This window comes from Aminipila butyrica, from assembly GCF_010669305.1.
Lineage (GTDB): Bacteria > Bacillota > Clostridia > Peptostreptococcales > Anaerovoracaceae > Aminipila > Aminipila butyrica.
Genome location: NZ_CP048649.1, coordinates 2,993,540 through 3,007,091 on the forward strand (window position 1 = coordinate 2,993,540; position 13,552 = coordinate 3,007,091).

Genomic DNA, 13,552 nt, shown 5'->3' on the forward strand with positions numbered 1-13,552 from the left:
AACACTATTCAGACAACAAATAAAGAGGCTCCGCAAAATAATTTTTTTCTCGTTTATAAATATAGCACCAAGCTGTAAAACAACTTGGTGCCATATTTATAACCATTCTATAATTGTAGATATTTATTGCGGCCCGGCTAAAAGGATGACCTTCTTCATGGATACCTTATAGTAGACCACGATGCTGATTAAACTGAGAATCCAGGAAATCCAGTAAGTATAATAAACCACTAGAAGATTCTGCCCCAGTAAGTGGGCGGAAACAGGCAGAAAAATTACCCGAAATACGCACATAAAGAGAATATTGATAATCATAGGCATGATGGAATTGCCTGTCCCGGAAATAACACCGATAAAAACTCTCGCTGCTCCCAGCGTGAAATATAGTGGCACCATATAATATACCATATTGCAGGCGTAATCAATTACTGCCTCCGACTTGGTAAAAACGCTGAAGCAGGGCTCTGCACAAAGGATTACCAGTAATTCTAAGGCTATAGTGAAACCACAGCTGAGAATCAACCCGGCCTTGACACCTCCCAAAATCCGCTCTGGCTTTCTGGCTCCGAAGTTTTGCCCGGTAAAGGTCATGACTGCCAACCCGAAGCTTAACAACGGCAGGATAATAAAACCGTCCAGCCTGGAAAAAGCACTCCAAGCCGCCATTACGTCCGAGCCCAGACTGTTAATGTGGCTTTGAACCACTACATTGGAAAAGTTAATGACCACGCTTTGCATACCAATCGGCAGTCCCAATAGGGCCATGCGCTGAAACAGGTGCCAACCGTTCTCCTTCTCCTCCTGCTGAATCTGCTCTGTCTCCGGCAAACCGGCAGGTTGCCCTGCCAAAGGCCCCTCTCCAAAAGTTGCACCAGCTTCTGCGGTTTCTTCCGGTTCTGTCCCTTGCAGCTGGCTCATCTTCCGCCGAATAGCCAGAAAGACCAACACGGCCGCCATAGCCTGAGCCAAACAGGTGGCGATAGCCGTTCCTTCCACGTCCATACCCAGGACTTTAATAAACAATACATCCAGTACCACATTGACCACGCAAGCCACGCTCAGAAACCGCAACGGAGTCTTGGAATCCCCCATGGCCTGCATGCTGGCTGCTCCCATGTTATACATCAACATCGGCAGCATCCCTACAAAGCAGAAGGTCAAAAAGGCATTTGCTTGGCGAAAAACGTCTGCGGGGGTATCCATCCACTGCAAAAACAGGGGGGAGCACAGCAGGCCCACCACGGAGCACAGTAAACCAAAGCATACGGTAAACACCGCCGCCGTCCTAATGGTCTGATTCAGCTTCTTATAATCCCCTGCGCCCACGTATTGTGCTAAAATAATGCCCGCCCCGTTGGCCATACCCGTAAAGAAATTTACCATCAAAATCGTAATGGAGGAAGCCGTCCCTACCGCAGCCAGGGCGGTACTGCCAATCCACTGCCCCACGATGATGGAGTCTGTTATGTAATAGACCTGCTGTAACAGATTTCCCAATAACAGCGGCATGGCAAAAAAGAAAAGCTGCCTAAAAATATTACCCTCTGTCAGATTCTGAGCCGACAGTTTATTGCCAATTCTTGCAGACATCGATCCACTCCACATAGTTAGAATATTTTTCTATTTCCGAAAGGCTCAGCTCAATGGCGCTGTTGCTGCTGCCGCAGGCCGGAAACACCGTGTCAAATCGCTTTAGTGATTCGTCTAGGTAGACAGTGACGCCGTCGTTTATACCGAAAGGGCAAACTCCGCCGATAGCGTGCCCAATCATTTCCTCCACCTCATTGGGCTCCAACATCTTCGCTTTGGTGTGAAACATTCCCTTATATTTGCTGTTGTCAATTCGCGCATCTCCTGCGGTAACAATAAGGATAGGTTCCTCCATCAGTTTAAAAGACATGGTCTTGGCGATTCGTTCCGGTTTGCATCCTGCTGCCGCTGCGGCCAACTCTACTGTAGCACTGGACACGTCAAATTCTATGATACGGTCTTCCATATTAAACTTCTTAAAATACTCCCTGCACCTTTCTATAGCCATTTCTTCCTCCCTGTTCTTTTTAAATTTCTTTCTCCTGCTTACAAATTTTCCTCTTCATTCTATCACCCCTATACAAAAAAAGAAACCATGGTTATGGATGAAAACACCAAACCATGATTTCTTCTTGCAGATTTAAAGGGCTCTACTTAATAATATCTGTAACGGTATACCCGGCCTGCTCTACTGCCGATTTCAGCGCATCCGTGGATATGGTAGAGGGAATCTCCACCTTTGCTTCTTTGTGATCCAAGTTAACCTCCGCACTGGCTCCCTTAAAGGATTCCAGTGCTTCCTTCACGTGCTTTACGCAGTTTTGGCACATCATACCTTCGATTTTTAGTGTTACCATCTGATTCTCCTCCTGCTCTTCTATCTTTTTTAATTCTATAGCTTTCTTCTGGACCGCTTCTTCGGCCCTATATGAATTATTATTCCCAGGGTTTCCCCCTTTAAACATTTTCAGTCGCAGGGCATTGCTCACTACGAATACGCTGCTAAAACTCATGGCGGCCGCTGCAAACATAGGGCTCAACCGCAGGCCAAAGGCCGGATACAGCAGTCCCGCCGCTAGCGGAATACCCAAGCAGTTGTAAAAAAAGGCCCAAAACAAATTCTGCTTTATATTGCGGATCACCGCTCGGCTTAAGCGGATGGCCGTCACCACATCCAGCAAATCATTTTTCATTAAAATAATGTCTGCGCTTTCCATGGCAATGTCCGTGCCCGCACCGATGGCCATACCCACGTCAGCTCGGACTAGGGCTGGCGCATCGTTGATACCATCCCCTACCATAGCCACCTTTTTCCCTTGGGCTTGCAACCCGGCTAAAACCTTTTCCTTTTCCTGAGGCAGTACTTCGGCAATAACCTGGTTCAACGGCAGGCTTCTGCCGATGCCTTCTGCTGTCTTTTGATTGTCGCCGGTCAACATGGTGACTTCCATGTTCAAATCTCGCAGTGCCTGGATGGCCTCTCTGCTGGTAGCCTTGACTACATCCGCTACGGCTATAAGGCCAATCAGCCGACTGCTGGAAGCGAACATCATTGGCGTTTTCCCTTCCATGGCTAACTGGTCGATTTGTTCCTGATTGTCTGCCAGCTCTATGCCGTTTTCTTTCATTAATTTTTGATTGCCGGCGAAATAAACTTGCTCTCCCAAGGCCCCCCGGACACCTTTACCGGATATGGACTGGAAGTCCGCCACCTGATTTATTACAATGCCCTTCTGGGAACCATAATCTAGAATTGCTTCTGCCAAAGGGTGCTCACTTTTAGCTTCTAGGCTGCAAGCAATCTCCAGCAGTGCTTCTGGTGTGCCCCCCAAGGCGATTACGTCAGTGACCACAGGCCGCCCCTCGGTAATGGTTCCAGTCTTATCGAGCACCACAGAATCCAAGCTGTGGGCCAATTCCAAGGCTTCTCCCGATTTAATCAAAATACCGTGCTCTGCTCCCTTGCCGGTGCCCACCATGATAGCCACCGGAGTAGCCAAGCCCAAGGCACAAGGACAGGAAATGACCAATACCGATATTGCCATGGAAAGCGCGAATTCAAAATCCGCACCGGCCAACAGCCATACCAAGGCTGTAAGCAAGGCGATGGCCATGACCACTGGCACGAAAACGCCAGCTATTTTATCCGCCAGCTTAGCAATAGGTGCCTTTGTGGAACTGGCCTCCTCCACCAGGCGAATAATCTGTGAAAAAGTCGTGTCGGCGCCCACTTTAGTGGCTTCGATCTTTACAAATCCAGATTTGTTCGTTGTCGCAGCAATAACACTCATGCCGATTTCCTTGTATACCGGCAAGCTTTCGCCTGTAATGGCGGATTCATCAATACTGGTACTTCCCTCCCGTATAATTCCGTCCACCGGAATACTGCTGCCCGGCTTTACCACCACGGTCTCCCCTGCAAGAACCTCCTCTACAGGTACTTGGACCTCCCTGCCTTCTCGCTCCACCAGTGCGGTCTTCGGCGCTAAATCCATGAGCTTGGTCAGGGCTTCGCTGGTCTTTCCTTTTGACCGAGCTTCCAGCAGCTTCCCCAAAGTAATCAGGGTCAGAATCGTAGCCGCTGATTCAAAGTACAGGTCACTGCTGTAAGCCATAACCACATCCATGTTTTCCGCACCCAAACCATAGCTCATCCGATAGATGGCAAAAATCCCGTAAACCAATGCTGCCGAAGAGCCTACTGCAATGAGGCTGTCCATATTGGGGGCTCCATGGGCCAAGGTGCGGAACCCTTTGATAAAGTACTGCCGATTGGCGTAAACAATAGGCAAACACAGTAAAAACTGAGTAAAAGCAAAAGACACGGCATTTTCGTGGCCGTGAAGAAATCCCGGTAAGGGCAGTGAAATCATGTGTCCCATGGATATGTACATCAGGGGAATCAGAAATCCTAAAGAAAGGACAAAGCGTCCTTTCATTTCTCGCACCTGCTCTTCCATAGGGTTAGACGGAGTCCCTCCTGCAAGTTCTCCACGTGCTGAAGGGGCTTCATCTGCTGCGAGACTCTGACGGTTGGTGGTTTGCGCCAGTGCTGCTCCATATCCAGCCTGCTCCACCCTGTGGATGATATCTGACCGGGATAAATCTTTTTCTTCATATTCTACTTGCATGCTATTTGTTAATAAATTAACACTAACCTGTTTGACTCCCTCCAGCTTGCCTACGCTTTTCTCTACTCTGGACGAACAGGCTGAGCAAGTCATCCCTGTCACATTAAATTTTTCTTTCAACGATTTCACCTCCTGTCGGTCTTCTCTGATTTATTTTATAGAATACAGCCTGCTTCCAGCTGTTTTTATTCGCTCTCTGCTCATTTTATAATTTTACCTAACATCCCAATCAGTTCATCCACCTTTTCTTCTCGCTCTCTGGCTGTATCCGCATTGTTCACACAAAACTTCAAGTGAGCGGATAATACCTCCCGATTAACCGTATTTAAAATAGCTGCTGTAGCCATAAGCTGCTGAGAAATATCTATGCAGTATCGGTCTTCCTCTACCATTTTGATAATGCCATCCATTTGGCCTCTGGCTGTCTTTAAAAGCTTCAAAACTTTTTTTTCTTCTGCTTTCATCTGGCAATCTCCTTTCACCGTCTTCTGGCTGTCTTCCCGCTTCCTTTGAAAAAGGCAGGTATCTTGCCGAGCTTTTATACACCCCACCGGGGTGTAGTTATACGATAATATAAAAAAAGTCTCCTGTCAAGAGACTTTCTTTGATTTTATTTCTGCTGCTCTTCCATATAATCCATGTATTCATGTCCCCATGTTTCTAAGCTATCTAAAACGACCTGAAACCGCTGTCCGATCGAACTGAGGGAATATTCCACCTTAGGCGGCAGCTGCTGATATTCTTTGCGAACCACTAACCCGTTACCCTCTAATCCTTTCAGTTGTTTGGACAACGTAGCCTGAGTCAAATGCGGCAGACGCCGCTGCAATTCGTTGAAGCGCACAGGTCCGTTACTCAAGTGATATAAAATCAACAGAGACCATTTTCCCGTCAATACCTTTTGCGATGTCACATAGGGGCAGATGCCGAATAATTCTGTATCTTCTTTCATATTTCTCTCCTTTCCATGCCGTTTTTTCAATTTCAGTATCCTATTTGATACCAGTATACAAAATAATCGTACTTGTATATTGTACAATAATTTATATAATTAAACCATAAATATTTTATCATACCTAAGAGAAAGGAACAATCCTATGGAAAAAGTATTAAATTATTTGTGAGAAAATCCATTTTTTATTGCTACCTGTGATGGAGATCAGCCTCGAGTACGGCCTTTCGGTGCCGTATCTGAATTGGACGGACGGATTTATATTATCACCAACAACCAGAAAAAATGCTATCAGCAGATGATGGCCAATCCTAAAGTAGAAATCAGCGCAATGGGAAAGGATGGCACCTGGATCCGTTTGGAATGCCAAGTCGTTCGAGATGAACGCGTAGAAGCTAAGGAACAGATGCTGAAAGAAAATGAGATGCTCCGCAGCATGTATTTCCCAGAAGACGGCATCATGGAAGTCCTCTATATAAAGGATGCTACTGCTACTTTTTGTTCTTTTACCGGGGAGCCGGAAACAATCCGCTTCTAGGCCCACCTTCCCACTATTTAAAGAAACAAAATCCTTGCTAAAAAAGATATAAAGACTAAAACAGCACCTCGATTCAGACAGATATCCGTCTGCCAGTCTTCCAAGGTGCTGTTTTTTATTATGTAGGAAATATCGCTGCCCATACAGCTGTAACAGGCCGCAAAGAAATCCCTTACTTTATTTAAATATTTTAATAGTACCCGTATCATTCAAGTGCCTCAACAAAGACAAGGTGATAGGGAACCCGAAAAGACCAATGATTCCAAACAAGTTGGCACCAATAAACATGCATAGCAGCGTGGCTATCGGATGAAGCCCTAGCTGGCTGCCCACAATTTTAGGTTCAATAATATTGCGAACGATGGTGATAAAGAGGTATAGGATGAACAATCCCACCGCCACCTGATAATTGCCCTGCAAGCAGCTGATTAAAGTCCAAGGAATCATGATGCCTCCAGTGCCCAGCACTGGCAGGATATCAAACACAGCCACCATCATGGCAATGAGGACAGCGTTGTTGATGCCGATTATGGATAAACCAGCAAACAGCTCCAAAAAGGTGATTGTCACAATCAGCGCATAGGAACGAATAACCACAAACAGCGTGCCAATCACATAGCGCTTAATGCTCACAATAATTTTCTGCCCTTTAACCGGAAATTGTTTCAAAATGAAAGCGGAGAGAATGTCGTAGTCCGCCGCAATGAAAAAAGTAGAAATTACCATAATCAAAGTCTTGATAAAAAAGGCCGGCAGAGAAGAGGCGATGTTGGAGATGGCTCCAATCAAAGATAGTGACATGTTGGTCACATTGGACCCCAAAGAGTTCACCAGCTGGTCAAAATCTGTATTGAACTTTTCCACCAGCACAGGTGCTCTGTCTGATACAACCTTTTCCAGTCCGTGCAGACCGTTGAGCAAAAAAGGCTCCAGCTGCTGCTTATAGAGCACTGGGAGCTGCATGACTAAATCCGTAGCCGTGGCAATCAGCTTGACTCCCAGCAACACAAGCAGCAGACCGATGGTACAGTAAAACAAGGTTACCAGCGCAATAGAAATCCAGCGGACTGGTATCCTGGTCAAAGCTGACAGTTTTTTAGCTGGGGTCTTTAGCAAATAAGCTATGCCAAAAGCAAACAGAAACGGACTGATCAAATTAAATACATATTTCAGAGAAATATATACCAGTAAGGCGATCAGCATTATATAAACGACATTTACAATAAATGATTTTTTTCTCGTGTATTGAGATTCCATATTTCCTCCAGCAAAATTCAAACTATGCCCATGGTTAAACTGCTTTTATTCTATCATATTCTCCAATTATTATAAAGATTCCTTTCTAAAAAATTGCAGATTTTTTAACATTTAAGCAATTTATTTCGACAAATTCCCCCTGTCTCAAGAGGCTTACAAAAATTAGCTCCACATTAGTCCCTCACTCTACGGACCGTAGATTGATTGAAGAGCCCTTTTCCCTTATGATAAAAGTATGCATATGAACACGGCCCTGTGCCCAGTAAAAAAAAGAGGTAAAAATAGATGAATACATTATCAAAAAAAGAACGACGCAAGCAGTACAACACCCGTCAAGTGATTGGCGGAATCTATGTTATTCGCTGTCAGGGAAATGGCCGCACTTGGCTCAAATCTACATCTGACCTGAAAGGTGAGCAAAATCGTTTTCAATTCGCCCTTTCCAACAATTCCTCTCCCACGCCAGCTATGCTGCGGGAATGGAACCAGTATGGAGCGAAATCCTTTTCCTTGCAAGTCTTGGAGGCGTTAGAAAAGAAAGATACACAGACAGATCGGGAGTTTGCTGATGATGTGCAGGCGCTGCTGGAACTGTGGAAAGAGAAAGAGCAAATGGAAATCCAGTAGACATAACGTAAGCCAGTCCCGCTCATTTGCCGGGACTGGCTTAGTTTTTACTTTTTGATTTAGTTTTATTTACTTTTTAAGTCACGGAACGACGGCTGCTCCTGCGGGGTCTTTTTCGCACAGAGACTGCGCACATAATATTTCTTATTCTCCCGAAATGGCCAAATCCAATATTTTTCATAAGGCTCATAGGCCTGGGCCCAGCAGCGCAAGTCTTGATAGCCTTGTCTTGCCCCAGCTACTCCTCCCCCTTGGAGGAATAATTCATCAATTTGAGCATACTCCTCCTGAGCCAGTAAACCGCCGATGATCTCTTCGTAAGCCAACAGCCCGCTGCGGTCCGATAATTCCGCGCTGTCACAGTAAGCAAACAGCCACCCATCCTCGGCGACCAGCTTAGTCAGGCAGCGGTTGTAGATTTCTGCCAGCCGGTCAGCCATTGATGCTGCTTCCCCCATCAAGGCAGACGTGTAATCGGGATTGGCCGCGGCCAGTTCTGCGTAAGGAACAATCAATTGTGAGTGAACAGCTCCAGAAATTACTAAATCGTAAGCGGGCTGCTCCAGTTGGTGAATCCACTCCGGGTCGGCCTCAGCCAACTGCTGCCGTATTTGAGCCAAAATTTGCTCCGCTGGGCGTTTTTCCTTCATCTGCCCCTCTATGTGACGAAGGAAAGCCTCTTGATAAAAACCAGTGAATTCCAGTCCGCCCTGTAGGTGAATTTGCTGGCGTTCCTGGCTGGTTAGCTGTTGACGCTCCAGAGCCCGCTCCATGCTTCCGGTATCATAATCCATCAGGGTCAACGTATCCACCCTCTTCAACAGAAATTTCAGGTCCAGATCTTCGCAGCGGCCCGCGCCTAAAACGGCGGCATGCTGAAGGCTCCCCCTGGCAAAGACTTTAGCTGCCAGGATGGCGCTGATTGTATTTCGGTGATGTTCCCATCTCTTCCATCGCTGGGAACAGTGCTGATCCGCATTATACGTTTCATAAATATCTAATATCATCTATCTATCCTCTATCTGACTTTCAACCATTGTCTGACTCATATCCACATACCAACACTTGCCGCTCATCCTTCTTGCAGCTCTGCCACAAGCCCGACTACAAAATTTGCTGACCTACTGGCTGCTTCTGCAAAATTGGCCTCGAAATTTGCCAATCCATTGTGTTCCTCTGTATCCGTAATACTCCGAACCGCCATAAAAGGAACCTGATTTACATAACACACATGAGCTATCGCCCCAGTCTCCATATCTGCACAGAGAGGTTCAAAGGTGTCATTAATAGCCGGACGCTCCTTGTCCACAATGAACTGTTCTCCTGTAGCCATGCGCCCAAAGTGAATTTTCTGCAAAAAAGTGCCGCTAGCTGCTACCTTTCTGGCTGCTTGCAACATTCTCCCGTCCACTTGAAAGTAAGGTTTGTCCGAGTCCATAAAGGGGTGTAGCTTCACTAGATTTAACAAATTCACATCGTGGTAGCAGATGTCGGTAGATACCACGGTCTCCAACAATTTCACTTGACTGGCCATACCCCCAGCCGTTCCGGAGTTAATAATCCCCTCCACTTGATACACATTCACCAAAATTTGAGCTGCAATGGCCGCATTTACCTTACATACACCCGAAACCACAGCAACCACAGGCTGGTCAGCCAATTCTCCTTCCAAGAACTCGATGCCAGCCCTCAGATGCCGGCTCTTTTCCTTAAAATATCTTTCATATGGCGCCCATTCCTCTTCACACGGACAAATTAGTCCAAGCAACTTCATCCACTGATACCGCCTTTCTTTCATCCTCTTCTTTCCGTATATGTAATAAAAAAATGAATCTTATAAATTGGTTCATTCGTATTATAGTTAAATTGTTAAGAGATGGCAAGAGGCGGACAAATAGAAAACTGTATAATAAGGTTTAAAAAACAAAAAATATCAGCAGGCATGATTCCCAAATCGAAATAAAAAGCAACTATTTCTCTAATGTATTTGTAAAAGGGAAAGGATAACAACTATGTATTGGTTCAGCAATTTAGATTTTAAATCGGTGCAGCTCGACATGGCTGCCAAGACACTGGAGGTCATCACGGTAATCGCTCTGGTTGGCTCCATCTTCTATGATTTGTTTTAACGATTGAAAGGACCGTTAGCGATTGGCTGATGATCCTTTTTTATTCTCTAATTTTCTGTTCTATCCCCAGGGCTCTTTAGGAAAACTCAAAGTACTGCTATAACCCGTCCGTCTGTTTGCTGATGTTGTCGGCCGCCTCATGGAAAGTCAAAAGAAGTTGACGATAATGTTCATACTGTTTTTTTCGAGCAGCCAATTCCAATGATAAATTTTCTTCCTCTTCGGCGATGTTATCCAAAATTTTAACAATCTCATGCTGTATGGGCAGAGACGGCAGCGGAATGCCCATCTTACTGTAATACCCTGCCCACAGATTGCTCTTTTCATCTCCCCTGCGTTCAATTCGCTTCATCATGTAATACAGATATCGAAAATCTGCCATCGCCTTGTCCTTAGCAGTCAAAAGCTTCATAGCCGGAGATTCCACCTTAAAGTTAAATTCTACCCAACGAAAAGCACCGCTGTTATCATCAAAGAGAACCACGGGTTCTGCCGGGGATGCCTGGAACACCCCTGTTTTCTCGCCAGTATATCCTAAAATAAAGGAGGTTCCCGCTTCCAGAACTGGCGTAAAAAACTCATCCTGGTATTCCTTGCTTTCTACCATACAGGTTTCAGACGGTTCACAGACCATCACGTCTCCCAGCTCCACCATATCCACCCCCTGGGGACATAGCTCCTGGATTAGTATTCTCAATCTGCTCATTGTTGTGTGCCTCCTGTCGATGCCGCCTCTAGCATCCTCTTATTCATGTTCTCCATTGTAACACACAAAGTTCTTTTCTGAAATGGCTATAAAAGGTCTCATGGGGTGTCTTTTTGTCCATTATTACCATATGTTTCCTTTCAAAGTCAAAAAGTGTCAGGTCTTAAAACTTTTAATCCCTGACACTTTCACGGTCGGCTATATTATTCTTGATGGAGCGGCCCATAGCCCCTCTTTTTCCCTGGAGCTCTTAGCAGCTGCCGCCGCTATTCTCAACAGCAGGTGTAATAATTAGTCACGATGTAATCAAAAATCAGCTTCGCTGCCACGGTGCTGGTCATATTTCGATAATCCGTCATGGGATTGACCTCTACAATATCGAAAACGTCCACATATGGCGCTACTTCCTTAACAAATTTAAACAGTTGCCAAGTACTGATGCCTCCTGGCTCGTTGGCTCCGGACCCTGGTGCGAAAGCCGAATCCAGTACATCGATATCCAATGTAAAATAGATCTTGTCTACGCCCTCAGAAGCCCATTCCACAGCCTTTTTAGCCACTTGTGCCGCTCCCTCTTCAAAAAAAGCGTCCGGGGTGATAACATGCAGGTTATTTTCTTTTATAAAGTGGTAATGCTCGGCATAATTATAGCCCCGGATGCCAATTTGAACGATATTGTTGCCATCTACTCGTTCCAGCTCTGCTGCCCGGCGAATCTCACTGCTGCCAGAAAACTTTCCCTGCACCGCCGAATCCTCTACCAGGTCCAAATGGGTGTCCAAGTGAATAATACCCATCTTGCCTTCTGTGTGCTCATAGAGAGAACGGATGCCCGGCCAAGTCACCGAATGGTCTCCCCCTAAAAGAATCGGAGAAAACCCTGCGTCGATGACTTGGTCAATCTGCTGCTTCATCTCCTCCCCACTCTTTTCGTGGTCGTAACGACTGATGGACAGGTTGCCGAAATCTCGAATCTCTACCTTTGACATATCCACTAACCTGTTTTTTTCCGTATCGAAGATTTCATTGTCTCGGATTCGATTTAATATCCACTTGAGGGATTGACGAATTTGATCAGGGGCATATCTTGCTCCTGGCCAGCCCAAACCCGCCGAGGTATCGTAATCCAGTCCCAGAATTCCAAACTTGTTTTTTTTACTTTCCTTTAACATCTTGCTCCTCCTATTTCTTGTCATAATTTATTTATAAGAACCTGTTAAAGTGGCTCTTCTAAGGAATTTATCTCTTTATTCTGCATTCTCATGTATACAAAGAATGGAATGCCGGCTAGCATAAGAATGAAGCCCCACATAACCGCATTCGCCCCTATTCCATAAATCGCATAAAGCGTATAGGCAAAGGCCAGCAGAGACATAGAACTGCTCTTGACGAAGATAAACAGATTGAACTGGCTGGACCGCTTAGCCAGTAGAATGATCTCTCCAGCTGCGCTGAAGGCATAGGCCGGCAGAAAAGCCAGGGTACCAATCAGCACCATAAAGTTGTAAGCCGAGCGAAGGCTGCCCGCCGCATTGAGAATCAAAAGAATGTTGGCTGCCACAGCGCTGATTACCAAGGCATTGACTGGGGTATGGGTCTTTGGGCTGATCTTGCTAAAGACTTTTGGAAATAAGTTTTCCTGCCCAGCCGACAAAGCAATTCGTCCAGTGATGAGAATCCATCCAGAAGTAGCACCCAGGGTAGCAATGATAGCTCCCATGGCTACAAAGCCGCCGCCCCAAGCTGACCCAGTGGCAATGTTAATAACTTCTGCTAATGGTGCGGTAGAATTGGCCAATTGGGTTTGACTGATAGCTCCCATGGCAAAGACGTTGATGCCCATGTAGATGATGGCCGTACCCACGATGCCTAGTAACGTAGCTCTCTTCACGTTTTTTTGCGGATTCTTGATATCCCCTGCCGCCACGCTGGCTGAATCCAGGCCCAAAAAAGCCCACAGGGTGATGCCCACCGCCACGGAAATCGTGTTGGCTCCCTCCAGCTCTGGCGCCGATGCACTGGCAAAATTAGCCGAGTCAAAGTGCAGGGCTGCAATGATAATGAAGATAATCAGAGGGATAATCTTACAGACCGTGGTGATTAGCCCTACAATGCCCACTTGCTTAGAGCCCTTGATGTTAATCCAGGTGAAAAACCACAAGGTCAGCGTGGAGGCTCCAAAAGCCAGCAGCTTGCTCTCTCGGAGGACTGGTACGAAAAAAGACAGATAGCTTAAAAATCCGGTGATGACTGCCGCATCACAAATCCAGGCCCCAATCCAATAGGTCCAGGCGATGAGAAAAGCGGCAAAGCTGCCGAAAGACTTTCTCGCGTAAAAAACTGGACCCCCGGTGGCGGGATACTTTTCTCCCAGCCTGGCGAATACCAGGGCCACGATGATGGAGCCGATGGAGGTGATGACCCAAGCGATCATAGTAGATTTTGGATTTGATGCGCTGGCCAGAGTCTGAGGCGTCATGTAGATGCCGGAGCCGATCATGTTTCCCACCACAATGGATATGGCAGCAGCAAGTCCAATTTCCTTTTTTAGCTCTACTTTGTTGTCGGAATGGTTTAAGTTTTCGCTACTCATTTGCATGGTCTCCTTTTCATAAATTTGTTACTCTATATAAGAGCAATAAACGTGCCAACTTTGAACGCCTTGGAATTTCACAAACACCC

13 protein-coding genes are annotated in these 13,552 nt (G+C 46.1%); 2 read left to right on the forward strand and 11 right to left on the reverse strand.

The genetic code is table 11. The annotated features are described in order from the left end of the window. Nucleotides 1-123: 123 nt before the first annotated feature. From Ami103574_RS14135 to Ami103574_RS14155, 5 genes are all read right to left on the reverse strand, one after another. Complete coding sequence (locus tag Ami103574_RS14135; RefSeq protein WP_163067602.1) at nucleotides 124-1,590, reverse strand: MATE family efflux transporter; 1,467 nt, start codon at nucleotides 1,588-1,590, stop codon at nucleotides 124-126. After that, nucleotides 1,568-2,038, reverse strand: coding sequence for a YbaK/EbsC family protein (locus Ami103574_RS14140; protein WP_163067603.1), 471 nt, complete (start codon nucleotides 2,036-2,038; stop codon nucleotides 1,568-1,570). Before Ami103574_RS14140 ends, Ami103574_RS14135 begins: the two co-directional genes overlap by 23 nt. 142 nt (nucleotides 2,039-2,180) lie before the next feature. Then, nucleotides 2,181-4,790, reverse strand: coding sequence for a heavy metal translocating P-type ATPase (locus tag Ami103574_RS14145; RefSeq protein WP_334297158.1), 2,610 nt, complete (start codon nucleotides 4,788-4,790; stop codon nucleotides 2,181-2,183). Between the two features lie 71 nt (nucleotides 4,791-4,861). After that, nucleotides 4,862-5,125 carry a metal-sensing transcriptional repressor gene (locus Ami103574_RS14150; RefSeq protein ID WP_163067605.1) on the reverse strand — a complete coding sequence of 88 codons (264 nt, stop codon included), beginning with the start codon at nucleotides 5,123-5,125 and terminating at the stop codon, nucleotides 4,862-4,864. A gap of 146 nt (nucleotides 5,126-5,271) precedes the next feature. Further along, entirely contained in the window at nucleotides 5,272-5,613 is a 342-nt protein-coding gene (locus tag Ami103574_RS14155; RefSeq protein ID WP_163067606.1) for a winged helix-turn-helix transcriptional regulator, read from the reverse strand. A 187-nt stretch (nucleotides 5,614-5,800) separates the two neighbouring features. Between Ami103574_RS14155 and Ami103574_RS14160 the strand changes: the two genes are divergently transcribed. Then, the gene (locus tag Ami103574_RS14160; protein ID WP_246213238.1) at nucleotides 5,801-6,151 is read left to right on the forward strand and encodes a pyridoxamine 5'-phosphate oxidase family protein; all 351 of its coding nucleotides are present in this window, start codon (nucleotides 5,801-5,803) and stop codon (nucleotides 6,149-6,151) included. 177 nt (nucleotides 6,152-6,328) lie between these two features. Here the strand turns inward: Ami103574_RS14160 and ytvI are convergent, their stop codons facing one another. Further along, entirely contained in the window at nucleotides 6,329-7,408 is a 1,080-nt protein-coding gene (ytvI, locus tag Ami103574_RS14165; protein WP_163067607.1) for a sporulation integral membrane protein YtvI, read from the reverse strand. Between the two features lie 285 nt (nucleotides 7,409-7,693). Here ytvI and Ami103574_RS14170 point away from each other — a divergent pair, with 285 nt between their 5' ends. Then, nucleotides 7,694-8,035, forward strand: a complete 342-nt coding sequence (locus Ami103574_RS14170; protein ID WP_163067608.1) for a GIY-YIG nuclease family protein — start codon at nucleotides 7,694-7,696, stop codon at nucleotides 8,033-8,035. Between the two features lie 65 nt (nucleotides 8,036-8,100). Here Ami103574_RS14170 and Ami103574_RS14175 read toward each other — a convergent pair whose 3' ends face one another. The 5 genes from Ami103574_RS14175 to Ami103574_RS14195 all read right to left on the reverse strand — a co-directional run bounded on the left by Ami103574_RS14175 (nucleotide 8,101) and on the right by Ami103574_RS14195 (nucleotide 13,463). After that, nucleotides 8,101-9,042 (reverse strand): hypothetical protein, encoded by a 942-nt coding sequence (locus Ami103574_RS14175; protein WP_163067609.1) that lies wholly within the window; start codon nucleotides 9,040-9,042, stop codon nucleotides 8,101-8,103. 65 nt (nucleotides 9,043-9,107) lie between these two features. Then, the gene (mtnN, locus tag Ami103574_RS14180; RefSeq protein WP_163067610.1) at nucleotides 9,108-9,809 is read right to left on the reverse strand and encodes a 5'-methylthioadenosine/S-adenosylhomocysteine nucleosidase; all 702 of its coding nucleotides are present in this window, start codon (nucleotides 9,807-9,809) and stop codon (nucleotides 9,108-9,110) included. Nucleotides 9,810-10,261: 452 nt separating this feature from the next. Further along, entirely contained in the window at nucleotides 10,262-10,870 is a 609-nt protein-coding gene (locus Ami103574_RS14185; protein ID WP_163067611.1) for a restriction endonuclease subunit S, read from the reverse strand. A 272-nt stretch (nucleotides 10,871-11,142) separates the two neighbouring features. Further along, nucleotides 11,143-12,042 carry an agmatinase family protein gene (locus Ami103574_RS14190; protein ID WP_163067612.1) on the reverse strand — a complete coding sequence of 300 codons (900 nt, stop codon included), beginning with the start codon at nucleotides 12,040-12,042 and terminating at the stop codon, nucleotides 11,143-11,145. 44 nt (nucleotides 12,043-12,086) lie between these two features. Further along, nucleotides 12,087-13,463, reverse strand: coding sequence for an amino acid permease (locus Ami103574_RS14195; RefSeq protein WP_163067613.1), 1,377 nt, complete (start codon nucleotides 13,461-13,463; stop codon nucleotides 12,087-12,089). Nucleotides 13,464-13,552 lie beyond the last annotated feature (89 nt).